The sequence below is a fragment of the Alloalcanivorax sp. C16-1 genome (assembly GCF_046507805.1).
Taxonomy (GTDB): domain Bacteria; phylum Pseudomonadota; class Gammaproteobacteria; order Pseudomonadales; family Alcanivoracaceae; genus Alloalcanivorax.
Genome location: NZ_JBKFTK010000001.1, coordinates 298,300 through 323,178, shown reverse-complemented (window position 1 = coordinate 323,178; position 24,879 = coordinate 298,300). Strand labels below are relative to the sequence as shown.

24 protein-coding genes are annotated in these 24,879 nt (G+C 66.4%); 11 read left to right on the top strand and 13 right to left on the bottom strand.

Going from position 1 to position 24,879, the window contains the following annotated elements:
• Nucleotides 1-24: 24 nt before the first annotated feature.
• From ACLD0W_RS01605 to ACLD0W_RS01585, 5 genes are all read right to left on the bottom strand, one after another.
• On the bottom strand, nucleotides 25-216 hold the full coding sequence (locus ACLD0W_RS01605) for a hypothetical protein (protein WP_410305769.1): 192 nt from the start codon (nucleotides 214-216) through the stop codon (nucleotides 25-27).
• Nucleotides 213-1,364, bottom strand: a complete 1,152-nt coding sequence (locus ACLD0W_RS01600) for a PepSY-associated TM helix domain-containing protein (protein WP_410305768.1) — start codon at nucleotides 1,362-1,364, stop codon at nucleotides 213-215. Before ACLD0W_RS01600 ends, ACLD0W_RS01605 begins: the two co-directional genes overlap by 4 nt.
• 49 nt (nucleotides 1,365-1,413) lie before the next feature.
• Nucleotides 1,414-3,588, bottom strand: coding sequence for a TonB-dependent receptor (locus ACLD0W_RS01595; RefSeq protein ID WP_410305767.1), 2,175 nt, complete (start codon nucleotides 3,586-3,588; stop codon nucleotides 1,414-1,416).
• A 73-nt stretch (nucleotides 3,589-3,661) separates the two neighbouring features.
• Nucleotides 3,662-4,360, bottom strand: coding sequence for a sulfite exporter TauE/SafE family protein (locus ACLD0W_RS01590; RefSeq protein ID WP_410306794.1), 699 nt, complete (start codon nucleotides 4,358-4,360; stop codon nucleotides 3,662-3,664).
• Nucleotides 4,361-4,412: 52 nt separating this feature from the next.
• Complete coding sequence (locus ACLD0W_RS01585) at nucleotides 4,413-5,675, bottom strand: 6-phosphofructokinase (RefSeq protein WP_410305766.1); 1,263 nt, start codon at nucleotides 5,673-5,675, stop codon at nucleotides 4,413-4,415.
• 138 nt (nucleotides 5,676-5,813) lie between these two features.
• Between ACLD0W_RS01585 and ACLD0W_RS01580 the strand changes: the two genes are divergently transcribed.
• On the top strand, nucleotides 5,814-6,335 hold the full coding sequence (locus ACLD0W_RS01580) for a hypothetical protein (RefSeq protein WP_410305765.1): 522 nt from the start codon (nucleotides 5,814-5,816) through the stop codon (nucleotides 6,333-6,335).
• A gap of 75 nt (nucleotides 6,336-6,410) precedes the next feature.
• Here the strand turns inward: ACLD0W_RS01580 and ACLD0W_RS01575 are convergent, their stop codons facing one another.
• Complete coding sequence (locus ACLD0W_RS01575; protein ID WP_410305764.1) at nucleotides 6,411-7,337, bottom strand: response regulator; 927 nt, start codon at nucleotides 7,335-7,337, stop codon at nucleotides 6,411-6,413.
• Nucleotides 7,334-10,681, bottom strand: a complete 3,348-nt coding sequence (locus ACLD0W_RS01570; RefSeq protein WP_410305763.1) for an ATP-binding protein — start codon at nucleotides 10,679-10,681, stop codon at nucleotides 7,334-7,336. The genes ACLD0W_RS01575 and ACLD0W_RS01570 overlap by 4 nt, the downstream gene beginning before the upstream one ends.
• Before the next feature lie 239 nt (nucleotides 10,682-10,920).
• Between ACLD0W_RS01570 and urtA the strand changes: the two genes are divergently transcribed.
• The 9 genes from urtA to ACLD0W_RS01525 all read left to right on the top strand — a co-directional run bounded on the left by urtA (nucleotide 10,921) and on the right by ACLD0W_RS01525 (nucleotide 19,843).
• Nucleotides 10,921-12,177, top strand: a complete 1,257-nt coding sequence (gene urtA, locus ACLD0W_RS01565; protein ID WP_410305762.1) for an urea ABC transporter substrate-binding protein — start codon at nucleotides 10,921-10,923, stop codon at nucleotides 12,175-12,177.
• A 66-nt stretch (nucleotides 12,178-12,243) separates the two neighbouring features.
• The gene (urtB, locus tag ACLD0W_RS01560) at nucleotides 12,244-13,170 is read left to right on the top strand and encodes an urea ABC transporter permease subunit UrtB (RefSeq protein WP_410305761.1); all 927 of its coding nucleotides are present in this window, start codon (nucleotides 12,244-12,246) and stop codon (nucleotides 13,168-13,170) included.
• A gap of 9 nt (nucleotides 13,171-13,179) precedes the next feature.
• Nucleotides 13,180-14,355, top strand: coding sequence for an urea ABC transporter permease subunit UrtC (urtC, locus tag ACLD0W_RS01555; RefSeq protein ID WP_410305760.1), 1,176 nt, complete (start codon nucleotides 13,180-13,182; stop codon nucleotides 14,353-14,355).
• Nucleotides 14,355-15,098: an urea ABC transporter ATP-binding protein UrtD gene (urtD, locus tag ACLD0W_RS01550; protein ID WP_410305759.1), complete on the top strand. Its 744-nt coding sequence runs from the start codon at nucleotides 14,355-14,357 to the stop codon at nucleotides 15,096-15,098. Before urtC ends, urtD begins: the two co-directional genes overlap by 1 nt.
• Nucleotides 15,099-15,114: 16 nt before the next feature.
• A complete protein-coding gene (gene urtE, locus ACLD0W_RS01545) occupies nucleotides 15,115-15,804 on the top strand; it encodes an urea ABC transporter ATP-binding subunit UrtE (protein WP_410305758.1) in 690 nt (229 codons plus the stop codon).
• A gap of 35 nt (nucleotides 15,805-15,839) precedes the next feature.
• Entirely contained in the window at nucleotides 15,840-16,880 is a 1,041-nt protein-coding gene (locus tag ACLD0W_RS01540; RefSeq protein ID WP_138772891.1) for an aliphatic amidase, read from the top strand.
• A gap of 13 nt (nucleotides 16,881-16,893) precedes the next feature.
• The gene (locus tag ACLD0W_RS01535; RefSeq protein ID WP_410305757.1) at nucleotides 16,894-17,934 is read left to right on the top strand and encodes an AAA family ATPase; all 1,041 of its coding nucleotides are present in this window, start codon (nucleotides 16,894-16,896) and stop codon (nucleotides 17,932-17,934) included.
• Between the two features lie 332 nt (nucleotides 17,935-18,266).
• The gene (gene fmdA / locus ACLD0W_RS01530) at nucleotides 18,267-19,496 is read left to right on the top strand and encodes a formamidase (RefSeq protein ID WP_410305756.1); all 1,230 of its coding nucleotides are present in this window, start codon (nucleotides 18,267-18,269) and stop codon (nucleotides 19,494-19,496) included.
• 14 nt (nucleotides 19,497-19,510) lie between these two features.
• Nucleotides 19,511-19,843, top strand: coding sequence for an FmdB family zinc ribbon protein (locus ACLD0W_RS01525; protein ID WP_410305755.1), 333 nt, complete (start codon nucleotides 19,511-19,513; stop codon nucleotides 19,841-19,843).
• 84 nt (nucleotides 19,844-19,927) lie between these two features.
• Here ACLD0W_RS01525 and ACLD0W_RS01520 read toward each other — a convergent pair whose 3' ends face one another.
• The gene (locus ACLD0W_RS01520) at nucleotides 19,928-20,386 is read right to left on the bottom strand and encodes a MaoC family dehydratase (RefSeq protein WP_410305754.1); all 459 of its coding nucleotides are present in this window, start codon (nucleotides 20,384-20,386) and stop codon (nucleotides 19,928-19,930) included.
• Between the two features lie 71 nt (nucleotides 20,387-20,457).
• Between ACLD0W_RS01520 and mpl the strand changes: the two genes are divergently transcribed.
• Nucleotides 20,458-21,816, top strand: coding sequence for a UDP-N-acetylmuramate:L-alanyl-gamma-D-glutamyl-meso-diaminopimelate ligase (mpl, locus tag ACLD0W_RS01515; protein ID WP_410305753.1), 1,359 nt, complete (start codon nucleotides 20,458-20,460; stop codon nucleotides 21,814-21,816).
• Between the two features lie 41 nt (nucleotides 21,817-21,857).
• Here the strand turns inward: mpl and ACLD0W_RS01510 are convergent, their stop codons facing one another.
• The 5 genes from ACLD0W_RS01510 to ACLD0W_RS01490 form a co-directional block, all read right to left on the bottom strand.
• On the bottom strand, nucleotides 21,858-22,646 hold the full coding sequence (locus tag ACLD0W_RS01510) for an energy transducer TonB (RefSeq protein WP_410305752.1): 789 nt from the start codon (nucleotides 22,644-22,646) through the stop codon (nucleotides 21,858-21,860).
• Nucleotides 22,643-23,113 (bottom strand): ExbD/TolR family protein, encoded by a 471-nt coding sequence (locus ACLD0W_RS01505; protein WP_410305751.1) that lies wholly within the window; start codon nucleotides 23,111-23,113, stop codon nucleotides 22,643-22,645. Before ACLD0W_RS01505 ends, ACLD0W_RS01510 begins: the two co-directional genes overlap by 4 nt.
• A complete protein-coding gene (locus ACLD0W_RS01500; RefSeq protein WP_410305750.1) occupies nucleotides 23,110-23,490 on the bottom strand; it encodes an ExbD/TolR family protein in 381 nt (126 codons plus the stop codon). Before ACLD0W_RS01500 ends, ACLD0W_RS01505 begins: the two co-directional genes overlap by 4 nt.
• Before the next feature lie 4 nt (nucleotides 23,491-23,494).
• Nucleotides 23,495-24,184: a MotA/TolQ/ExbB proton channel family protein gene (locus ACLD0W_RS01495; RefSeq protein WP_410305749.1), complete on the bottom strand. Its 690-nt coding sequence runs from the start codon at nucleotides 24,182-24,184 to the stop codon at nucleotides 23,495-23,497.
• A gap of 202 nt (nucleotides 24,185-24,386) precedes the next feature.
• Nucleotides 24,387-24,812 carry a copper resistance protein NlpE gene (locus ACLD0W_RS01490; protein WP_410305748.1) on the bottom strand — a complete coding sequence of 142 codons (426 nt, stop codon included), beginning with the start codon at nucleotides 24,810-24,812 and terminating at the stop codon, nucleotides 24,387-24,389.
• Nucleotides 24,813-24,879 lie beyond the last annotated feature (67 nt).

Below are 24,879 nucleotides of genomic sequence, written 5' to 3'. Positions count from 1 at the left end.
CGGTGGTTCGACCGCGATGGGGCGTCAGCGACGCCGGGTGCGCATGGCCCAGACCACCGCCGCCACCGGAATGCCCAGCCCCAGCCAGGACAGCGCGTCCATCGGCCCATCGCCGAGCAGCGCCGCCACCAGGCCGATCAGGCTGGCCAGGGCGATCAGCAGCGGCACGGCGAAGATGCCGCGCAGGCCGCGAACGGCGCGGGGCGCGCCGTTCACGGGGCACCCCCGGCATGGGGCGTGGCCGGCGCGCCGGCCGTGCGCGCCGCCGGCTGGCGCCGGGCCAGCCACAGATACAGCCCGCTGATCAGCACCACGATGGTGATCAGATCCAGCACCGCCCACAGAATCTTCAGCGGCAGGCCGCCGTAATCCCCGAAATGCAAAGGCCCGGACAGGGCCAGGGTTTTGTTGTACCAGGGCATCTCGCGCAGGGCGGCGAACTGGCCGGTGCGGGCGTCCACCAGGGCCGGGGTGACGATGTGCGAGGTCACCGGCGTATTGCCGTGCAGGAACACCGCATAGTGATAGTCCGTGGACCAGCCGCCGCCGGGAAAGGCCACGAACTGCAGGGTCTGGTCCGGCGCCGCCTGCTCGGCCTGCGCCACGGCGGCGTCCAGGGACGCCATCTCCGCCGGGGTCGGCACGGCGGCACCCTGGTAGCCGGCGGTCAGGTCCGCCAGGGACTGGTTCTTCCAGGTGTCCAGAATCGGCGTGGCCAGCGTATTCACCACCCCGGTCAGCCCCACCACGGTGAGCCAGGCCACGGTGACGATGCCGAGCAGGTTGTGGTAGTCCAGCCACTTCAGACGCCGCGAGCGCTTCACCCGCAGGGTGCCGAAGTCCAGCTTGCGCATGAAGGGCGCGTACAGCACCACCCCGGAGACAATGGCGGCGATCAGCAGAACGCCCATGAAGCCGAGAAACAGCATACCCGGCAGGCCCAGGAACATGTCCGTGTGCAGCTGCAACAGAAACTCCATGACGCCGTCCTGGTGGCCGGGTACCGGCTCGCCGCTGGTGCGGTCAAAGGAGGCGAAATGCATCTCGCCGCCGGGGGCGTCCGGGGTCGGCCCGGTGGTCACGTTGACCACCGGTCGGTCGGTGTCGAAGCTCATGAACAGCGGCACTTCGCCGGGCCGGTTGGCCAGGGCCGCGTCCAGCATCCGGTCCAGGGACAGCAGCGGGCCGTCCGGATTGGCCGGTTGCCAGTGATCGGTGTCGAAGGCGGCCTCGATCTCATCGTGGAAGATCAACGGCAGGCCGGTCAGGCACAGCATCAGCATGAAGGCGGTGCAGATCAGGCTGGTCCATTTGTGGATCGCGGACCAGATTCTCAGCGTGCGGTGTGGCATCGGTTGTCGCATGGGAAGACTGCCTGGGCGCCCCGGCGGACCGGGGCGCTGGGTGGTCGGTTCAGAAATCCAGGGTGGCGGACAGCATGTAGGTGCGCGGCGCGCCCACGGTCAGGTAACCGGCGCCGGGATAGCCGCCGGCGGAGGCCCAGTAGTCCTCGCCGGTGACGTTCTCCACCCGGGCGCGCAGGGTCAGAAACTGGCTGTCGCTCAGGGCGATCAGATAGCGGCCGCCCAGGTCCAACCGGGTCCAGCTGTCCACTTTCTGAGTGTTGTCCTCGTCGGCGTACTGGGAGCTGGTGTAGATCACCCGGCCGTCCACCGCCAGGTCCGGCATCCGAGGCAGCCGGTATTCCAGGTTCAGGTTGGCCTGGGTGTCCGGGGAGCCGATGGCGTCGTTGCCGTCGGCGTCCGCGTCCAGCAGGCTGACGCCGCCCAGCACGGTCAGGTCGCGGGTCAGATTGCCGTAGGCCATCAGTTCCACGCCGGTGTTTTCCTGGTCGTAGAGCTCTTCGTACACGTTGGCGTCGTTAAGGCCGGCGATCGGCTTGCGGCTGCGATACACGGACACGCTGCCGCCCAGGCCGTCGGCCTGATATTTCACGCCCACCTCGCCTTGCTCGGTGCGGTACGGGTCGAGCACCTCACCCACGTTGGCGGCGCCGGCGGAGCGGAAGTCACCGCCGACCCGTTCGCCTTTTTGCAGGCCCTCGATGTAGCTGGCGTACACGGACACCGCCGGCGTTACTTTATAGAGCACGCCCACGGTGGGGGTCACCGCGTCCTCGTCATAGCTGGAGGGCAGGCGTTCGCCACTCTCGTAGTCGTAGGCGTAGTCCTTGAGGGCCTGGTAGCGGGCGCCCAGGGTCACCAGCAGGCGGTCTTCCAGAAGGGAGAGCTGATCCGCCAGGGCGACGCTTTGGAAGCGGGTCTTGATGGTCATGGCCGGATCGTCCAGATCGCCGCCGCCCACGGTGCCCAGCAGCGGCGGACGGGCGATGGGGTCGCGGCTGTAAATGTTGCCGGACAGGCCGCCGAAGGTGGAATAGTCGAAGGCGTTATCGGACTTCAGCTGATAGCTGGCGGCGCTGACCGTCACCGCGTGGCCCACGGCGCCGGTTTGGACGTTGAAGCGCACGCCGGTTTCCCCGGTCAGCACCGAGTCCTCGCGGGCGGTGTCGAAGCGGTAGGCGGTGTAGTCGCCGTTGGTGTCGTTCACGGTGGGGTTGGCGAAGGTGGAGTTCTCCTCGCCGTGGCGGGCGCCCACCGCCAGCCAGCCGGTGATGTTGTCGGCGAAATCGTATTCGGCGCGCAGGGTGCCGAACACGTCGTTGGAATCCGAGTAGGTCCAGGACTGGCCGATGGACTCGTCCGCGTCCGGCACATCGCCGATGGGCACGCCGGCGGCGTAGGTGATGTTGGGCTGGCCGCCGTCGACGCGGTGTTTCTGGAAGCCCAGGTCGGCGGACAGGCGGAACACGTCCTCGCGGAAATCAAGCCCGATATGGGCCATGGACAGCTCCGCTTCCTCGCCGTCCACGGCGGTGTCGCCGTCGCGGCGGGCCACATTGACGCGGGTGCCGAAGCGGCCGTCCTCGGAGCGCCCGGCGAAGTCCGCCGCCAGGCCGGTCTGGCCGCCGCTGCGGGTGTCCAGGGTGATCTGGTTCAGGTCCTGGTTGGGGGCGCGCTTGGGCACGATATTGACCGCGCCACCCAGGCCGCTGCCGCCGGGAGCGGCGCCGTTCAGGAAGGTGTTGGCGCCACGGAATACCTGCACCCGCTCGATGAACTCGGAGGCCAGGTACTGGCGTGGCAGCAGGCCATAAAGGCCGTTATAGGTGATGTCGTCGGAGAACACCGGCAGGCCACGCACAAGGTACACCTGCTGGTAGTTGCCGAAGCCCCGCGCCACCCGCACCGCCGGGTCGTTGAGCAGGATGTCGCCGACGCTGGCGGCCTGCTGGTCCTCGATCAGTTGCTCGGTGTAGGTGGTGTAGCTGTAGGGGGTGTCCATCACGTCCTGGGTGCCCAGGATGCCGACCTTGCCGCCCTCGGCCACCTGGCCGCCGGCGAACACCTCGCTCAGCCCTTCCTTGGAAGCGTCGGCGCTGGACTGCACCTGGACCGCGTCCAGGTCGTAGCTGCCGTCGTCGTTCTGCGCGCTGGTCTGGGCCTGGGCCGTGGCGGCAAGCACGGCGAGGGTGAGGGCGGAAAGCCGGAAGGCGGTCGGTCGCATGCTGATCCCCATGGAGAGAGTTATTCGGCGGATTCGATGGCTGCGACTATACCTATAATGAGAATGGTTTGCATTATGTTCCGCCGTGCAGGCCGCGCCAGATCAGCTGCACGCCGATCAGCGCCATGCACACGATGATCAGGCGGAAAAACGCCTTCTCGTTGACCCGCGCCTGCAGCCAGATGCCGCTGCGCACGCCGAACCAGGCCACCGGGATCAGCAGGGCGGAGGCGGCCAGGCTGTGGGCGGTCAGTTCGCCCAGCCAGATGAAGGGGCCGATCTTGAGGGCATTGATAAAGGCGAAGCTGACCACACTGGTGGCGATAAAGGTGGCCTTGGGCAGCTGCCGGGGCAGCAGATACAGGTTCATGGGCGGGCCGCCGGCGTGGGCGAGGGTGCTGGTGAAGCCGGCGCCGCCGCCGCACAGCGCCGCCCACAGCCGGCCGGGCCGGCGCTGCATGGAGGGCTTGAACACCATGTAGGCGGCGAAGGCGAGGGAGATCACGCCCAGCATCAGGCGCACCTTGTCCTCGTCCAGGCTGCCCACGGTCAGGGTACCGATGACGATGCCCACGGCGGCGGCGGGCACCAGCCGCTTCACCTCGCCGGCGTCGTGCTGGCCCCACCAGGCGCGCAGGCTGAGCAGGTCCATGACGATCAGCAGGGGAAGCAGCAGCCCGGCGGCCTGCATGGGGCCGATGGCCAGGGCCATCAGCGGCACCGACAGGGAGCCGAAGCCGCCGGCGAACCCGCCCTTGGAGATACCGGTGATGTAAGTGGACGCCAGGATCAGCGTCCACGCCAGCGGGGAAAAATCCGGCAGCTTACACCTCGAAAACGTCGTTGAGCTTCTTCGCCACCGGCGTCAGTTTGAGCTCGGCGAACTGCGGCAGGCCGTTCTTGTAGGGCGGGTAGGATTCGCCGCCGATCAGCGGCTCCAGGTAGGCGCGGCCGGCGGGGGTGATGCCGAAGCCGTCCTTGCTGATGAACTTGCGCGGCATCTTCTTCTCGACGTTGGCCACTTTCTTGAGCGGCGCCTCGCCGATGGTCCAGCTGTACTTTTTGGTTTTCTTGCGCTCGATGGTGGGCATCACCGCGTTCTTGCCGGCCACCGCGAATTCCACCGCCGCCCGGCCCACCGCGTAGGCCTGCTCCACGTCGGTGGCGGAGGCGATATGGCGCGCCGCCCGCTGCAGGTAGTCGCTCACCGCCCAGTGGTATTTGTAGCCCAGCTCATTCTTGACCATCTGCGCCAGCACCGGCGCCACGCCGCCCAGCTGCTTGTGGCCGAAGGCGTCGGTGCCGCCGGCGTCGGCGAGGAAGGTGCCGTCGGCGGTGCGCGCGCCCTCGGACACCACGATCACGCAGTAGCCCACCTTCTTGACCGTGTCGTCCACCTTCTTGAGGAAGGCTTGCTGATCGAAGGCGATCTCCGGAAACAGGATCACATGGGGGGCGTCGTCGGGCTTGTCCTTGGCCAGGCCGGCGGCGGCGGCGATCCAGCCAGCGTGGCGGCCCATCACTTCCATCACGAACACCTTGGTGGAGGTGGCGCACATGCTGGCCACGTCCAGGGCCGCCTCGCGGCAGCTCACCGCGGTGTACTTGGCCACCGAGCCGAAGCCCGGGCAAACGTCGGTGATCGGCAGGTCGTTGTCCACGGTCTTGGGCACGTGGATGGCCTGGATCGGGTAGCCCATGGTCTTGGACAGCTGGGAGATCTTCAGACAGGTGTCGGCGGAGTCGCCGCCGCCGTTGTAGAAGAAGTAGCCGATGTCGTGGGCCTTGAACACCTCGATCAGGCGCTCGTACTCGCGCCGGGAGGTTTCCAGATCCTTGAGTTTATAGCGGCAGGAGCCGAAGGCGCCGCCGGGGGTGTGCTTGAGCGCGGCGATGGCGCTTTTGCTTTCCTTGGAGGTGTCGATCAGGTCCTCGGTGAGGGCGCCGATGATGCCGTTGCGGCCGGCGTACACCTTGCCGATGGCGGCCTTGTGTTCGCGGGCGGCTTCGATAACGCCGGCGGCGGAGGCATTGATGACGGCGGTGACACCACCGGATTGGGCGTAGAAAGCGTTTTTGCGCGCCATGGGGGGCTCCTGCGGGGGTTCAGGCGCGCATTCTAGCTCAGGGAGAAAACAGTTACATGCCCGCGCCGGCAAAAGTGGAGTCCCGCGCCGGCCTTTGAAACAATACGCCGCCGACGCCAGCCCTGGACGCCCGAGACCATGAACGCTTTGTTGAAACTCTATGCCGGCCTGTGCCTGTTCCGCCGTGGCCCGGAGGACATGCCCCCCATCCCGCCGCTGCTGGGCATACTGCTGGCGCTGTGGATGGTGCTGCAGTTGCTGGCCGCCAGCCTGCAGACCGGCCTTACCCTGGCGCAAATGGTGGGCGCCCAGTTGATCGCCCTGGGGCTGGTACTGGGGGCCAGCGCGGCGATCCTCACGTTCAAGGGGCTGCGCCAGCGCTGGCTGCAGACCGCCCTGGCGCTGGTGGGCGTGGACATCGCCCTGACCCTGGTGTCGTTGCCGCTGCTGTTGCTGGGCCACGCCGCCGGCGGCACCCCGGGGTTCATCAACGGGCTCTATCTGCTGCTGATCAGCTGGCAACTGGCGGTGCAGAGTTTCATCTTCCACCGTGCCTTCGCGGTGGGGCCGCTGCTCGGTCTGGCGCTGGCGTTCGGGTTGTTTATTCTCACGTTTCTGCTGATCGGCATGGCGATGCCGGAGGCCCTGCAGGCCGGGTAATCCCGGATCGCGGCTGAAGCCGCTCCTACGGCGTATCGCAGGGGTTCGTAGGAGCGGCTTCAGCCGCGATGCCCCTCAGCCGCTGGTCAGGCAACGCAGCGCCATGCCGGCGGCGGCGGTGCGGTTCTCCACGCCGAGTTTGCGGAACACCTGCTCCAGGTGCTTGTTCACGGTACGCGGGCTCAGATCCAGAATCTGACCGATCTCCCGATTGGTCTTGCCCTGGGCGATCCACAGCAGCACCTGGGCTTCCCGGCGGGTCAGGTGCAACTGCCGGCGCAGCAGTTCGCTTTCCTCCTCCCCGTCCCGTTGCAACAACCGGAACAGGCATTCGCCGGCGGCGGTGTCGCCCAGATAGCGCAGGCGCAGCTCGGCGCCGTCCCCGGGACCGGCCGGGTCCAGGTCCAGGGCGGACTGGTCGCCGGGGGCCGGCTGGTGGTCGAGCCAGCGGCGCACCCGGGTGGCCAGGGCGACCAGCCGTGGCTCCCGGTCGGCGCCGTGCAGGGCCAGCCGCTCCTCGGCGCCGGGGGTGGCCCAGCGCCAGCGGCCGGCGCTGTCGGTGGCGAAGGCGGCCTGGCCGAGCCGGTCCAGGGCGGTGTGGGCGCCCCGGGTGATGCGCGCGTTGTTCAGATGCACGCGGATGCGGGCGATCAGCTCGTCCGGGCGCACCGGCTTGGTCACATAGTCCACGCCGCCGGCCTCCAGGCCGCGCACCACGTCCTCGGCGTCGGTGAGGCCGGTCATGAAGATCACCGGTACCGCCGCCAGTTCCGGATGACGCTTGAGGCGCCGGCAGGTTTCGAAACCGTCCATGTTGGGCATCAGCGCATCCAGCAGCACCAGGTCGGGCACCATCTTTTCGGCGATGCCCAGGGCCTGTTCCCCTTCCAGGGCCACCAGGGCGGTGAGGCCGGCCCGGTCCAGGGCATGGTGGATCATGCCCAGGGAATCCGGGGAATCGTCCACCACCAGGATCACGTCCTTTCGCGCCGCTTGATTCATGAGTGAGGCTCCAGCAATCGCATCAGGGCTTGAAAATCAAACCGCTCCAGGGCGGCCTTGAGGGCGCCGGCGTCCGCTTCCCCCAGCCGGCGTTGTTGTTCGGCGCGGGTGAGGGCGTCGCGCAAGCCGGCCAGATGGCCGATTTCCGCCAGCGCCTGCAGTTCGTCGCGCAGGGCTTCATCGAGCAGGGTGCGGGTGGGGATGCGCGCCGCCGGCGGCGGGTCGTCCGGGTGGCGCCAGCTCAGGTTCAGATGGCGGGCCAGGCTGTCCAGCAGGCTGCTCAGTTTGAACGGCTTTACCAGGTAATCGTCGTGCACGCCGTCGGCGCCCTGGGGATCGTGGTCGCGGGCGTTGGCGGACAGCATCACCAGCGGACCCCGGTAGCCCTGGGCGCGCAGCCGGCGGGCGGTTTGCCAGCCGTTGAGGCCGGGCATGGAGATATCCAGCAGCACCAGGTCCGGCGGATTCTGCGCCGCCAGGGCCAGCCCGGTGGCGCCGTCCGGGGCCTCGCTCACCGCGAAGCCCAGTGGCACCAGCAGGTCGCTGACCAGCCCCCGGTGGGAAGCGTCGTCGTCGATCACCAGCAGGCCGCGGGCGGCGCCGTGGTAGCCCACCACCGGCCGCGGGTCGTCCGCCTCGGCGGGCTGGCCGGAGCCGGCCACGCTGGAGAGCATCACCCACAGGCGGAACTCGCTGCCCCGCCCGGGCGCGCTGGTCACCTGCAGGTCGCCGCCCATGATGTCCACCAGCAGCTTGGTGATGGTCAGCCCCAGGCCGGTGCCGTGCACCGCCGGCACCCCCGGCTTCCGCACCCGTTCGAAGGGCCGGAAAATGCGCTGCAGGTCCTCCTCGGCGATGCCCACGCCGGTATCGCGAATGGTGAACTCGGCCACCTGGTTGCGGTAGCGCACGTGCAGGGTGACCCGCCCCTGGCGGGTGAATTTAATGGCGTTGGAGAGCAGGTTGATGAGGATCTGGCGCAGCCGCTTCTCGTCGGTGGTGACCCAGTCCGGCAGCCGCCCCTGGCTCTGGAATTCGAACTCGATGCCCTTGTCCTGGGCCTGCAGCCGGAACATGGTGACCAGCTCATCGATCAGCGAGCGCAGCCGCACCCGGTTGCGATACAGCTCCAGGCGACCGGCCTCGATCTTGGAAATCTCCAGCAGTCCCTCGATCAAATCCGACAGATGGCCGGTGCTGCGGCGGATCGCCGCCACCGCCTCGCGGCGGTTGGCGGGAATGTCCGGGTCGTGCTCCAGCAGTTGCGCGTAGCCGAAGGCGGCGTTGAGCGGCGAGCGCAGTTCATGGCTGAGGCCGGTGAGGTAGCGGCTCTTGGCCTGGTTGGCCGCCTCCGCCAGTTCCTTGGCTTTTTGCAGCGCGCGGTCGGTTTTTTCGTGGGCCTTGATCTCGGCGGTGAGCATGCGGGTTTGCCGCTGGGACTCCTCCTGGGCCACCACCCGGCTTTCGTGGGCCAGCACGAACAGCCAGGCCACCACGCCGCTGATGATCAGCAGAATGGCGAACACCTTGGCCAGGGTGGTGGCCATCAGATGGCGCACCGCCTCGTTCTCCACCGGCACCTGGTAATAGACCAGGGTAAGCAGCCCGGCGATCACCAGCGATACCAGCGTCAGCAGCCCGAGGAAATGGCCCAGCCGGGAGCGCAGCTGCTGCAGGATACGGTCCGGCAGCACGCCGCCGAGCCAGTCGATCAACTGCTCCTGGAAACGCGCATGGTGTTTGCAGGCGTCGTTGCAGCGCGCGTCCAGGGAGCAGCACAGCGAGCAGATCGGGCCGTTGTAGGCCGGGCAGAACGCCATGTCCTCCTCATCGAAGTGGTGCTCGCAGATGCAGCAGCGCTGGCCGCGCACCGCGGTGGCCGGCTCCGGCCGGCGGGCGATGTAGTAGCGCCCGCCGGTGATCACGGCGATCAGCGGCGCGGCGACGAAGGCGGTGAGCAGCGCCAGGAACGAGGCCAGGGCGCTGGCGGTGTCGCCCCACAGGCCGGCCCGCGCCAGCAGCCCCACGGCGGTGGCCAGCAGCATGGCGCCGAACCCCACCGGGTTGAGGTCGTAGAGGTAGGCCCGTTTGAACTCGATGTGCTTGGGGCTCAGCCCCAGCGGCTTGTTGATCACCAGGTCCGCCACCAGGGCGCCCATCCAGGCCACGGCCACCAGCGCGTAGCTGCCGAGAATCGACTCGAACGCCCGGTAGATGCCGATCTCCATCAGCACCAGGGCGATCACCACATTGAACACCAGCCACACCACCCGGCCCGGGTGGCTGTGGGTGAGCCGGGAGAAGAAGTTCGACCAGGCAATGGAACCGGCGTAGGCGTTGGTGACATTGATCTTGAGCTGGGACAGCACCACGAAGATGCCGGCCAGGGCCAGCAGGGTGGCCGGGTGGGCGGTGATGTGGCTGAACGCCACCAGGTACATGTACATGGGTTCCTGGGCCTGGCTTTGCGGCAGGCCGTGGGAGAACGCCAGCACCGCCAGGAAGGAGCCGAACAGCGCCTTGAGCGCGCCCATCACCACCCAGCCCGGGCCGCCGGCCAGCATCGCCAGCCACCAGCGGCGCCGGCTTCCCGGGGCGGGCTCCGGCATGAAGCGCAGAAAATCCACCTGCTCGCCGATCTGCGCCACCAACGAAAACAGCACCGTGGCGGTGGCGCCGAACATCAGCAGATTGAAACCGCCGGCGCCGGTGTCCAGGCCCGGGAAACCGGCCCAGCGCTCCAGGGACACCGGGTCCTGGAACAGGATGAACACGAACGGCGCCAGTTGCAGCATCAGCCACAACGGCTGGGTCCACACCTGGAACCGGCTGATGTAGGTGATGCCGTGGGTGACCAGGGGAATCGCCACCAGGGAACTGACCACATAGCCCAGGCTCAGCGGCAGGCCGAACATCACCTCCAGGGCCAGCGCCATGATCGCCGCTTCCAGGGCGAAGAAAATAAAGGTGAAGGAGGCGTAGATCAGCGAGGTCAGCGTCGAACCCAGGTAGCCGAAGCCGGCGCCCCGGGTGAGCAGATCGATGTCGACCCCATCGCGGGCGGCGTAGTAGCTCACCGGCAGGCCGAGCAGAAACAGCACCGTCATCACCGCGACGATCGCCCAGACCGCGTTGGTGAAGCCGTAGTTGAGAGTGGCGGCGCCGCCGATGGCCTCCAGCGCCAGAAACGAAATCGCCCCCAGGGCGGTGGCCGCCACCCGGCCGGCGGACCAGCGCCGCGCCGCCTTGCCGGTGAAGCGCAGCGCGAAGTCTTCCAGGGTCTGGTTGGCGACCCATTGGTTGTAATTGCGCCGCACCCGGAAGATGCGCTGCTGAATGGCCATGGATTCCGTTGTCCGCAAAAGCATCCTTGTCAGGATGCGAAGCACGAATCGTGCCTGAATCATTATGGGCGGGCCCCCCGACCCGTGTACGCGAGCTTAGAGGGGCCGGTCTGGCCCCGGAATGCGTCAAATGACGTAGGCCCATGACGTATTCGGCGAATGGGCACGCCGGGGGCGGCTTTCCATACTCGTTGGCGATCACACATGCAGCCCATCCATACGCTGACGAGGGGAACACCATGAAACAACGGAACCATCGCACACCGGGGCGTGCGCGCCGCCTGCTGGCGGGGCTGGCCGCGCTGCCGGCACTGGTCGCACTGGCGTCGCCGGCGTTCGCCGCCGGGCCGCCCACCGCCGAGGTCAACACCACCGACCTGGCGGTCACCGACGACACGGTCAAGGTCGGTATCCTGCATTCCATCACCGGCACCATGGCGATCAGCGAGATCGGTTCGGTGCAGGCGGAAAAACTGGCCATCAAACAGATCAACGAAAGCGGCGGCGTACTGGGGCGCCAGATCGAATTCGTGCAGGAAGACGGCGCCAGCGACTGGCCCACCTTCGCCGAGAAAACCCGCAAGCTGCTGCGCCAGGACAAGGTGGCGGCGATCTTCGGCTGCTGGACGTCCGCGTCCCGCAAGGCGGTGCTGCCGGTGATGGAGCAGTTCAACGGCATGCTCTATTACCCGACCTTCTACGAGGGTCTGGAACAGTCGCCGAACGTGATCTACACCGGTCAGGAAGCCACCCAGCAGATCCTTGCCGGCATCGACTGGGCGGTGAAGGAGAAGGGCGCCAAGACCTTCTACCTGCTCGGCTCCGACTACATCTGGCCGCGTACCTCCAACAAAATCGCCCGCAAGCACATCGAGAAGAAAGGGCTGAAAGTGGTGGGCGAGGAGTACTACCCGCTCGGCCACACCCAGTTCAACTCGGTGATCAACAAGATCAAGCTGCGCAAGCCGGACGTGATCTTCGCCTCCGTGGTGGGCGGTTCCAACGTGGCGTTCTACAAGCAGATGAAAGCCGCCGGCGTGGACTTCACCAAGGAAAGCCCGCTGCTGCTCACCATCTCGGTGACCGAGGATGAAATCCGCGGCATCGGCGGTGAGAACGTGGACGGCATCTACGCCTCCATGAAGTACTTCCAGAGCCTGGACAACGCCAACAACAAGGAATTCGTGGCCGCCTTCAAGGACGCCTACGGCGACGACATGGTGATCGGCGACGTGACCCAGGCCGCCTATCTGGGCCCCTGGCTGTGGAAGATGGCGGTGGAAAAAGCCGGCTCCTTCGACATCGATAAGATTCGCGAAGCGTCACCGGGCATCGAGTTCAAGAAAGCGCCGGAAGGCTACGTGCGCATCCACGAAAACCACCACCTCTGGTCGAAGACCCGCATCGGCCGGGCGCAACCCAACGGTCAGTACGAAGTGGTCTACGAGACCCAGGAATTGATGGAACCCGATCCGTTCCCCGAAGGCTATCAGTAACCGTCCGTACCCGGCGCCCGCCAACCAGGGCGTCGGGCTTTTTCCCGACCGCAGGGGAGTCTTGCCATGTTCGCTGATTATTCTTCCACGGAATTGCTGTCCATCTTCGCCATGCAGGGCTTCGCCGGTCTGTCCCTGTTTTCCGTGTTCGTGCTGATGGCCATGGGGCTGGCCATCATTTTCGGACAGATGGGGGTGATCAATATGGCCCACGGGGAGTTCATGATCCTCGGCGCCTACACCACCTATCTCACCTCCCAGTTTTTCCAGACCTACATGCCCGGTTTTTTCGCCGGCTACTTTTTTGTCGCCATGGTGCTGGCGTTCCTGATTTCCGGCGCCCTGGGGGCGTTCGTGGAGTGGGCCATGGTGCGCCACCTGTACCGGCGGCCGCTGGACACCCTGCTGGCCACCTGGGGGCTCAGCCTGATCATGCAGCAGGCCTACCGCAGTATTTTCGGTGCCCGGGAAGTGGGGGTGAACCTGCCCGACTGGATGATGGGCGCCTTCCAGGTCAGCGACCTGGTGCAGCTGCCGGTGAACGGGCTGTTCGTGATGGTCATCGCCCTGTCCATCGCCCTGGCCGTGTATCTGCTCATGTTCCGCTCCGGCTGGGGCCGCAAGGTGCGCGCCGTGGTGCAGAACCGGCCCATGGCCGAGGCGGTGGGCATCAACACCGCCGGCGTCGACCGCGCCACCTTCGCCCTGGGCTGTGGCATCGCCGGCGTGGCCGGCAGCGCCTTCACCATGATCGGCTCCACCGGGCCGTCCTCCGGGCAGGCCTATATCGTCGACACCTTCCTGGTGGTGGTGTTCGGCGGCGCCCAGAGCCTGATCGGCACCATCGTGTCCGCGTTCAGCATTTCCCAGGCCCAGTCCACCATGGAGTTCTTCCTGAGCGGGTCCATGGCCAAGGTGCTGACGCTGCTGACCGTGGTGATCATTCTGATGTTGCGTCCCGAGGGGCTGATGGCCCTGAAGATCCGTCGCTAGGAGTCCGCCGTGAAATCCTCCTCTCCGCTTAATTGGCTGAAGTCCCGGGAAGGGCTCTACTATCTGGCGCTGGCCCTGCTGCTGGTGGTGATCCTGCCGCTGGCCCTGGACCCGTTCCGTCTCAATATGGTGGGCAAATACCTCACCTATGCGTTCGTCGCCATCGGCCTGGTGATGTGCTGGGGCAAGGCCGGCATCCTCAGTCTCGGCCAGGGTGTGTTCTTCGGCCTGGGCGGCTATTGCATGGCCATGTTCCTGAAGCTGGAAGCGTCCACCCCGGAGGCCACCGCCCACCAGTCCACACCGGGCATTCCCGACTTCATGGACTGGAACCAGGTCACCGAGCTGCCCTGGTTCTGGCAACCCTTCCACAGTTTCTCGTTCACGCTGATGGCGGTGTTGCTGGTGCCCGGCCTGCTGGCGTTCATTATCGGCGTGGCCATGTTCAAGCGCCGGGTCAGTGGCGTGTACTTCGCCATCATCACCCAGGCCATCGCCTCGATCCTGACCATCCTGATCATCGGCCAGCAGGGCTACACCGGGGGCGTCAACGGCATCACCGATCTGCAAACGCTGATGGGCTGGAGCATCCGCACCGACGCCGCCAAGACCACCCTGTACTTCGTCGGCGTGGCCACCCTGTTCGTGTGTCTGTTCGTGGCCCGCTGGGTACAGAACAGTAAGTTCGGTCGCATTCTGGTGGCCATGCGCGACCAGGAAAACCGGGTGCGGTTCTCCGGCTACGACGTGGCCGCGTTCAAGATTTTCATCTTCTGTCTGGCGGCCATGTTCGCCGGCGTCGGCGGTGCTCTGTTCACCTTGCAGGTGGGCTTTATGTCGCCGTCGTTCGTGGGCATCGTGCCGTCCATCGAGATGGTGGTGTTCTGCGCCCTGGGCGGTCGCTATTCGCTGCTCGGCGGGGTCTACGGCGCGCTGCTGGTGAACGCCGCCAAGAGCGGCTTCTCCGAATCGTTTCCGGAGCTGTGGCCCTATGCCATGGGCGCCCTGTTCATCGGCGTGGTGCTGGCGTTCCCCAACGGCCTGGCCGGTCTGTATCGCCGCTATGTGATGCCGCTGGAAGACCGTCTTTTCACGCGCAAGCCCGCCGCCAAAACCGGCAAGGCCGAACCGGCCAGGTCCGGGGATGAGTCGCTGCCCGATCACCTGAGCGTGGAGAAACCCTGATGAACAACGACGACTTCCTGCTTTCGGTGGAGGGGCTCACCGTGTCCTTCGACGGCTTCAAGGCGGTGGACGATCTGTCCTTCTATCTTGAGCCCCAGGAGATCCGCGTGATCATCGGCCCCAACGGTGCCGGCAAGACCACGGTACTGGATCTGATCTGCGGCAAGACCCGCGCCACCGCCGGCTCGATTCGTTTTCGCGGCAAGGAGCTGACGAAAATGAAGGAGCACCAGATCGTGCACGCCGGGGTGGGGCGCAAGTTCCAGAACCCGTCGGTGTTCGAGGACCTGACCGTGTTCGAGAACCTGGAGGTGTCCTACCCGATGGGGCACACGGTGATGGGCTCACTGGCGTTCAAGCGCGACGCCGCGGTCATCGAGGCGGTGGAGAGCGTGGCGCACACCATCTTTCTGCAGGACCTGCTGGGGGAGCCGGCGGGGCTGCTCAGCCACGGCCAGAAGCAATGGCTGGAGATCGGCATGCTGCTGATCCAGAAGCCGGCCCTGCTGATGCTGGACGAACCGGTGGCCGGCATGTCGGTGGCGGAGCGCAAGAAAACCGCGGAGCTGCTGCGCGTGATCACCCGCGATCACACCGTGCTGGTGATCGAACACGACATGCAGTTCGTCGGCGACATCGCCGATCGGGTGACGGTGATGCACCAGGGCAAGGTGCTGTCCGAAGGCTCCATCGACCACGTCAAGAACGACCCCAGGGTCATCGAAGTTTATCTGGGCCACTGACGCCCCGGAGGAGCACATGCTTACCGTTGACCATCATTCCGTCGCCTACGGGCAAAGCACCATTATCCGTGACCTGAACCTGGGCGTCGGCGAAAACGAGATCGTCGCCGTGGTGGGCCGCAACGGCATGGGCAAGACCACGCTGATGAAATCCCTGATCGGCATGACGCCCAGCCGGGCCGGCCGGGTAGCGCTGAACGACACCGACCTGACGGCCATGAAAAGTTACCAGCGGGTGCGCGCCGGCCTGGGTTTCGTGCCCCAGGGCCGGATGATCTTCCCCACCCTGACGGTGCGCGAAAACATCGAGACCGGCCTGGCGGCGGTGGGCGAGAAGAAAGTGCCCGCCGACCTCTACGAACTGTTCCCGGTGCTGGAGGAAATGCAGCACCGGCGTGGCGGCAATCTTTCCGGCGGCCAGCAGCAGCAGCTGGCCATCGCGAGGGCCCTGGCCACCCGGCCCAAGGTGCTGCTGCTGGACGAACCCACCGAGGGCATCCAGCCGTCCATTATCCAGGACATGGCGCGCACCCTGAAGCGCATCCGCGACCAGCGTGGCCTGTCCATCGTGGTGTCCGAGCAGGTGCTCAGCTTCGTGATGGACATCGCCGACCGCATCCTGGTGATCGAAAAAGGCGAGATCGTCCACGAGGAAGCGGGCGAGGGCGCCGACCAGGACAAGATCGCGGGCTACCTGTCCGTGTAACCCTTCCTTCAAGCGAACCGCCGAGGAGCAATCCCATGCGACACGGAGACATTTCCAGCAGCCCGGACACGGTGGGCGTGGCCGTGGTCAACTACAAGATGCCGCGTCTGCACAGCCGCGCCGAGGTGCTCGACAACGCCCGCGCCATCGCCGATATGATCAAGGGCATGAAGCAGGGCCTGCCGGGCATGGACCTGGTGATCTTTCCCGAATACAGCACCATGGGCATCATGTACGACCCGGACGAAATGATGGACACCGCCGCCACCGTACCCGGCGACGAGACCGCCATCTTTTCCGCCGCCTGCCGGGAAGCCAACACCTGGGGCGTGTTCTCGCTCACCGGCGAACGCCATGAAGAGCACCCGAAAAAAGCGCCCTACAACACCCTGGTGCTGATCAACAACCATGGCGAGGTGGTGCAGAAATACCGTAAGTGCATCCCCTGGTGCCCGATTGAAGGCTGGTACCCCGGCGATACCACCTACGTCACCGAAGGCCCCAAGGGCATGAAGATCAGCCTGATCATCTGTGACGACGGCAACTACCCGGAGATCTGGCGGGACTGCGCCATGAAGGGCGCCGAGCTGATCGTGCGCTGCCAGGGCTATATGTACCCGGCCAAGGACCAGCAGGTGATGATGGCCAAGAGCATGGCCTGGGCCAACAACTGCTATGTGGCGGTGGCCAACGCCACCGGCTTCGACGGCGTCTACTCCTACTTCGGCCACTCGGCGATCATCGGCTTCGACGGCCGCACCCTGGGCGAATGCGGCGAAGAAGAGATGGGCATTCAATACGCCCAGCTTTCCGTCAGCCAGATCCGCGACGCCCGCGCCAACGATCAGTCGCAGAATCATCTGTTCAAGCTGCTGCACCGGGGCTACTCCGGCGTGCACGCCTCCGGCGACGGCGACAAGGGCATCGCCGACTGCCCCTTCGAGTTCTACCGCACCTGGGTGATGGACGCGCAAAAAGCCCAGCAAAATGTGGAGGCCATGACCCGCACCACGGTGGGCGTGGCCGACTGCCCGGTGGGCGAACTGCCGGTGGAGGGCAAGGAAAAAACCGCTTGAGGTGCTTTCCTCCATGATGCCGTTTATCAACGATCGCCTGGAAAGGAACCAGGAACTGCTTAACCAGCAACGCCGCGCCGCCCGGCCGCAACGGGCGGCGCGTTTCCTGTTCGAACCGGAACGGGTAATGGCCCTGCTGCGGGCGCGGCTGGTGGGCCAGGACCCGGTGCTGGACGCACTGGAAGACATGCTCTGGGTGCTCAAAGCGGACTTGGGCGACCCGCAGCGGCCCCTGGCGGTGCATCTTTTCGTCGGCCCCACCGGCGTCGGCAAAACGGAAACCGCCCGGCTGCTCGCCGAGGCCATCCACGGCTATGCGGATGCCCTGTGCCGCATCGATATGAACACCCTGGCCCAGGAGCACTACGCCGCCGCCCTCACCGGCGCGCCGCCGGGCTACGTGGGCAGCAAGGAAGGCCACACCCTGTTTGACGCGGACGCCATCCAGGGCAGTTACAGCAAGCCCGGCATGGTCCTGTTCGACGAACTGGAAAAAGCGGACAGCGAGGTGATCCGCACCCTCCTCAACGTGCTGGAACGGGGCCGCCTGACCCTGTCCGGCGGCACCCGAACCCTGGACTTCCGCAACAGCATCATCCTGATGACCAGCAACATCGGCGCCGCCGACGCCGCCGCCCACCGGCGGCGCCACCAGCGCGGCTGGCGAAACTGGTTCGGCGACGGCGAGCCGGTTGCCCGACAGAAAGTGGAACAGGCCCTGCGGCAACGCTTCGACCCGGAATTCCTCAACCGCATCGACCGCATCCACCACTTCCAGACCCTGGACGAAGACCGCCTGGACGCCCTGCTGGACATTGAACTGGCCAGGCTCCAGCACCGCCTCGCCCGCCGCGACGCCGACCTGACCCTGGACAACAGCGCCCGCGCCTGGCTGCAACAACACCACGACCCGGCCTACGGCGCCCGCCACCTGGCCCGCCGCCTGCGCACCCACCTGGAACCCCCCCTGGCCCGCGCCCTGCTCGAACACCCCGACCACACCCGCTTCCACGCCACCCTCCACCAAGACCACCTCCACATCACCCCCGAATAACTCCAACTCCACCACTCACCGACGGAGCCGCCCACGACGCTCCAAAGGAGCAAGCCCACCGCCGGCCCCCCTTCCGGGACCCTTGAGAACAGGACGTTCGAAAGGGAGCGTACATGGACGTACTCGCAGCGTTCCCGGAAGGGGGGCCGGCGGTGGGCTTGCGGGCCGTCTGGAGAACCCACCTCAACGAATAACGCCCCAAAAAACCGACCCCAAGAAAGCCTCCAGAACAATACGTCATCCAACGTACCCCCCTCGGCCCTTTCACGAATGCCGAAAACCACCCCCCACCCCTACCCTGAACCAAAACAGGCTCGCCAACCGGAGGCACCATGGCTGACACCATCATCAAAATCGATCTCAATAAATCCCCCTACGACAACGAAGGCGTCCACAACCGCTGGCACCCGGACATCCCCATGGCCGCCATGGTCAAACCCGGCGACGACTTTATCCTCGAATGCCACGACTGGACCGGCGGCCAGATCGAGAACAACGACAACGCCGAGGACGTGCGCGACGTGGACCTCACCCAGGTGCACTTCCTCACCGGCCCGGTGGGCGTGGAAGGCGCCGAGCCCGGCGACCTGCTGGTGGTGGACATCCTCGACATCGGCGCCTTCGACGAAAGCCAGTGGGGCTTCAACGGCTTCTTCTCCAAACAAAACGGCGGCGGCTTTCTCACCGAACATTTCCCCGAGGCGCAGAAAACCATCTGGGACTTCAACGGCATGTTCACCAAGTCCCGCCACATCCCCGGCGTGGAATTCGCCGGCCTGATCCACCCGGGCCTGATCGGCTGTCTGCCCTCCAAGGAAATGCTCAAGGAATGGAACGACCGGGAAAAAGCGCTCTACGACACCGACCCGGACCGGGTGCCCGGCCTGGTCAATCTGCCCTACGCGGACACCGCCCACATGGGCAAGCTCAAGGGCAGTGAGAAGGACGCCGCCGCGGCCGAGGGCGCGCGCACGGTGCCGCCCCGGGAACACGGCGGTAACTGCGACATCAAGGATCTGTCGCGGGGCTCCCAGGTGTACTTCCCGGTGTATGTGAAGGACGCCGGCCTGTCCGTGGGCGACCTGCACTTCAGCCAGGGCGACGGCGAGATCACCTTCTGCGGCGCCATCGAAATGGCCGGCTGGATCCATCTGCGGGTCAGCCTGATCAAGGGCGGCATGGAGAAGTACGCGATCAAGAATCCGATCTTCAAACCCAGCCCCATGGCGCCCAAGTACGACGACTATCTGATCTTCGAAGGCATCTCCGTGGACGAGCAGGGCAAGCAGCACTACCTGGACGTGCACATCGCCTACCGTCAGGCCTGCCTCAATGCCATCGAATACCTGAAGAAATTCGGCTACAGCGGCGCCCAGGCCTACTCGCTGCTCGGCTGTGCCCCGGTGCAGGGTCACATCAGCGGCGTGGTGGACGTGCCCAATGCCTGCGCCACCCTGTGGCTGCCCACGGACATCTTCGACTTCGATCTCAAACCGGGCGTGGACGGGCCCCAGCACAGCGTGGCCGGCGGCCCGGACGTGCCGCTGGCGAAAGACAAATAGGGGAGGGCGCGGACATGCCGCTGTACGACTACAAGTGCGCCGAGCACGGCCTGTTTCATCAACTGGTGGAGGTGGCGGACGCGGGTGAGGCCCGCGCCTGCCCCACCTGCGCCACCCTGTGTGCCCGGGTGATCCTGGTGGCGCCCACGGTGCTGGAGATGGCCCCGCAACGGCGCGCCGCCTTCGAGCGCAACGAACGGGCCGCCCACGAACCGCGCCGGGGCAACCTGCACTCGGAAAAGGAACAGGGCTGCTGTCACCACGCCAAGGCCAAACCGAAAGTGTTCTACACCGCCGACGGCAAGAAGATGTTTCCCTCGGCGCGGCCCTGGATGATCAGCCACTGACGCAAAAAAAACGCCCCCGTAGGAGCGGCTTCAGCCGCGATTGAACCCGCGATGATCGCGGCTGAAGCCGCTCCTACGGTGCCCTCAGAACAACACCATCCCCAGACTTTCCGCGATGCACGCCGGTTTCTCGCTGCCCTCCAGTTCGATGGTGATCTCGTTGCAGAGCAGGTAGCGGCCCTCGCCTTTCTGCTGCACGGATTTCATCAGGAAGCGGCCGCGCACGCGGGCGTCGGCGGGCACCGGCGCCAGGAAGCGGCAGCTGTTGAGGCCGTAGTTGATGCCGGCCTTGACGCCCTCGATGGTGTAGATCTGATCCTTGAACATGGGAATCAGCGACAGGGTCAGGTGGCCGTGGGCGATGGTGCCGCCGAACGGTGACTCCCGTTTGGCCCGTTCCCGGTCCACATGGATCCACTGGAAATCGCCGGTGGCCTCGGCGAACTGATCGATGCGCGCCTGGCTCACCGTCATCCACTCGGTGACGCCCAGTTCCTTGCCCACCCAGGCGTTCAGTTCCTCGGGGCCGGTTATTGTCAGCATGGTCTCTCCTCGAACGATTCAAACAAGCAGCCGATGTTGTATCCTGCCTGCAGCTGATTTTCGAGGTTTTCATGCACATTCACATTCTCGGTATCTGCGGCACTTTCATGGGGTCGCTGGCGTTGCTGGCGCGGGCCAGCGGGCACCGGGTGACCGGTTCGGACCAGAACGTCTATCCGCCGATGAGCGACCAGCTGGCCGCCGCCGGCATTGAACTGATCGAAGGCTACGACCCGGCCCAACTGGATCCGGCGCCGGATCTGGTGGTGGTGGGCAATGCGCTGAGCCGGGGCAATCCGGCGGTGGAGTATGTGCTCGACCGGGGGCTGCCCTATACCTCCGGTGCCCAGATGCTGGCCGAGATCGTGCTGCCCGGCCGTTGGGTGCTGGCGGTGGCGGGCACCCACGGCAAGACCACCACCAGCTCCATGCTGGCCTGGATTCTGGAGCACGCCGGCTTGGCGCCGGGCTATCTGATCGGCGGCGTGCCCGGCAACTTCGGTGTTTCCGCCCGCCTCGGCGAGACGCCGTTTTTCGTGGTGGAGGCGGACGAGTACGACACCGCCTTCTTCGACAAGCGCAGCAAGTTCGTCCATTACCGGCCGCGCACCGCCATCCTCAATAATCTGGAATTCGACCACGCGGATATCTTCGCCGATCTGGGCGCCATCCAGACCCAGTTTCACCATCTGATCCGCACCATCCCGTCCCAGGGGCGCATTATCCTGCCCGCCGGCGAGGCGGCCCTGGAAGCGACCCTGGAGAAGGGTTGCTGGAGCGAGGTGGAACGCTTCGCCGAAGGCGGCGAGCCCGGCTACCGGCTGGAGCGCGAAGACGGCGGTGCCTTTACCGTGCTGGAGAACGGCCGCGAGGCGGGCCGGGTGGAGTGGGACCTGACCGGCCGGCATAACGTCAACAATGCCATGGCGGCGCTGCTGGCGGCCCGCCATGTGGGCGTGACCCTGGCGGACGGCGCCGCCGCCCTGTGCGAGTTCCAGGGCGTGAAGCGGCGCATGGAGTTGCGTGGCGAGGTCGGCGGCGTGCGCGTCTACGATGACTTCGCCCACCATCCCACCGCCATCGCCACGACCCTGGAAGGCCTGCGCCGCAAGGTCGGCAAGGAGCGGGTGCTGGCGGTGATCGAGCCGCGCTCCAACACCATGCGTCTGGGCCGCCACCGGGACGCCCTGGCGGCCAGTACCGCCGACGCGGACCGGGTGATCTGGTATCAGCCGCCGGGGCTGGACTGGTCCCTGGATCCGGTGGTGGCGGACTCGCCGGTGCCGGCCTCGGTGTCGCGGGATCTGCAGGAACTGGTGGCCACGGTGGCCGCCGAATCCGGGCCGCTGCACGTGGTGGTGATGAGCAACGGAGGCTTCGGCGGTGTGCACGAGAAGCTGCTGACGGCGCTGCGGGCCAGCCACCCCTGAGGCGCGGATCGCGGTCGAATGACCGCGATCCGCCTTATGGTCTACAGAGTGTAATGAATCGGCACGGTCACCGAGATCGGTTCACCGGCCAGTTCCGGCGGCGGCTCCGGGAAGCGCAGCCGGCGCACCAGTTCCAGGGACTGCTGATCGAGAATGCGGCTGTCCGAGCTGCTTTTCAGGGTCACGTCCAGGGCCCGGCCATCGCCGTTAAGCTGGAAACTCACCTCCACCACGCCCTGCTGGCGGCGCATGCGCGCCCGCGCCGGGTACTCCTTGTTGTACTCGATGGTGTCGCGCACCTTGGCCAGGTAGCGGTTGAGCAGGTTGTCGTGGTCGCCGCTGCGGTGCACGCCCTTGCCCGGGTCGCCGGCGCGGCCCTTCTGGCCCTGGGGCTGCTGCTGGCCGGAGGCGGTGCGGGTCTGCTCATCCACCTGGTCCGCCGGCGCCGCCGGCTGCGGCGCGGGGGCCGGCTCCGGCCGGGGCTGCGGTTGCGGCTCGGGCACCGGTTCCGGTTTCGGCTCGGGCTTGGGCTTCGGTTTGGGTTTCGGCTTGGGCTCGGGCTTCGGTTCCGGCTTGGGCTTCGGCTTCGGTTTGGGCTCCGGTTTCGGCTCGGGTTTGGGGGCCGGCTTGGGCTCCGGGGCCGGCTGCGGCGCGGTGCTGACGGTGTCGGTGGTGGGCTTCTGGGCCAGGCTCAGGGTCACCGCCTGCTCCACGCCGGGCTTGGCCGGGCGGCCGCCGGCCAGGGTCAGGCTTTCGATGCCCACCAGAAAGGCGCCATGGGCCAGCAGGGCCAGGGTCCAGGCAAGAATCAGGCGCGGTTTACGACTCACGGGGCGCTCTCACTCCGGGTAACCAGACGGACTTCCTCGACGCCGGCATCGCGCAGCAGGTCGAGACTTTCGCGCAGGCTTTTCAGGGGCGTGCCGGCGTCGGCCAGCAGCCGCACCGGGTCCTGCTGTTCGGCGGCTTCGGTTTGCTGACGAATCAGGGCCTCCTCGGCGCGTCGGCGGTCGCCTTGCGCCTGATAGTCGCGCACCAGCTCGGTGACCTGGCCGGCATCCACCGGCTGGCCGTCGTGCAGCAGGCGCCCGTCGGTGTCCAGCACCAGCAGCAGCTGTTCCAGGTCTTCCTCGGTGCCGGCGGTGGCGCTGTCCGGGGCGGTGGCGTCGCCTTCCGGGCGCGGCGCCAGCTGGCCGGCCACCATGAAGAAGATCAGCAGCAGGAACACCACGTTGATCAGCGGCAGCACCGGCTCCAGGGGCGGGCGGCGACCGCTGTCCGGCGATTCCAGATTCATGGCATCAACTCCAGCTGCACATCCTTGACGCCGGCGGCGCGCACCGCGTCCAGGGTGGCCATGGCCGCCTGCAGCGGCGCCTCCGGCTCACCGGTGATCAGCACGGTACGGCCGCTGTCCAGGTGATCGGCCAGCTCATCGATGGCGTAACGGTTGTCGCCGATCGCCACCTGGCCGTCCGCTTCCACGGTCAGGGTCAGCCAGTCCTTATCCTGCTGGTCGGCGCTTTCCTCGGCGGGCAGCACGTTCACCGGCAGGTCCTTCCAGTCGCCGAAACGGCTGGCCAGCATGAAGAACACCAGCAGAATGAACACCACATCGATCAGGGGCGTCAGGCTGATGCTCGGTGAACGGTGACGTTCCGGTTCCAGGTGCATGGTGTCAGCCGGCCACCGCCTGGCGGCGGGGTGCTTCGTCGGCGGCCTGATGGCGGGCCGCCGGCGCGCTGTCCGCCACGCCACGGAGCTGTACCTTCAGGCGGGCCAGACGGTCCTGCAGCTTTTCCCGGCACAGCTCGATGGTGCGGTCCGCCCAATGGAAGGCGGCCAGGGCGGGGATCGCCACGGTGAGACCGGCGGCGGTGGTGATCAGGGCTTCCCAGATACCGCCGGACAGAATCGACGGGTCCACCTGGGAGCCGGCGGACTCCAGCGCCTGGAAGGCGCCGATCATGCCGAACACGGTGCCCAGCAGGCCCACCAGCGGGGCCAGGGCGCTGATCACTTCCAGGGCACGCAGGCCGCCGCGCATTTCTTCCAGGGCCTCGCGGCCCCGGCGCAGGCTGTCTTCTTCCCAGCTGGCCGGGGTCATGCCGCGGTTCCGCCAGGCGGTCAGGATCACCCGGTCGATGGGGGCGTTACCCGGGGTGCTTTCCTCCGGGGTACGGCCGCGCTCCAGGCTCTCCAGCAGGGCGTCCGCCTTTTTGCTGGAGACCGGGCGCAGGCGCGCGAATTGCAGAATCTTGGCGATCAGGGTGGCGAGGCCGACCACTGACATCAGAGCGAGAACCCACATGGCGGCGCCGCCGGCGACGAACCAATCGGGAAGTTGAAATTGCAGGAAAGAGGTCATGTCCGGACTCCTGTTGACGGGCGGCCGTCGCCATCGGAGATGGTCATAACAGGACGGTGCCGCCAGAGTGCCGGGAGTCTAGCACTTGCAATACTGAATGCAAGTCATTCCTATTTGCACACAAGGAGGGCACGGAAGGGGGGAGAAGCGGGTCCGAAAGCGGCCGGTGACCGCTTTCGGGGCAGGGCGGATCGGGGCGGGATTACTGCTGCATCAGAATGTAGTTGAACTCGGAATTGATGCGCTTGCCTTCGGCGTTGAGCAGCTCCACCGCGTTGGTGGCGTTCCGCAGAAAACGCATCTGCTCATCCGGCTGTTCCGGGTTCAGCACGAACACCGGGTAATCGCGACCGTCCATGTCGGTGCGCTGCTCCGCCCAGTTGCCTTTGTCGCTGTTGCTGTCCTTCTCGCGGCCCTTGCCCAGATAGCTCTGGTCGAGTTCGTAGCGGGACGCCTTGCCGTCCTGATCGCGGTACAGAGTGAGGGTGGTCTTGATGCCGGCGCAGTCGGCGCAGGGCAGCACGCCCTGATAAACGGTGCTGCTGGCTTTCGGGTCCATCGGCTGGCTCTGGCAGGCGGCCAGGGCCAAAGTGCCGGCAAGACCAAGGGTGTAGAGTGCTTTTTTCATGGTGTGTCTCCCTGACAACGAATCAGTGGGTCCTGATTGGAGTGTGTCCCGAGTGGACAGTGTCAGT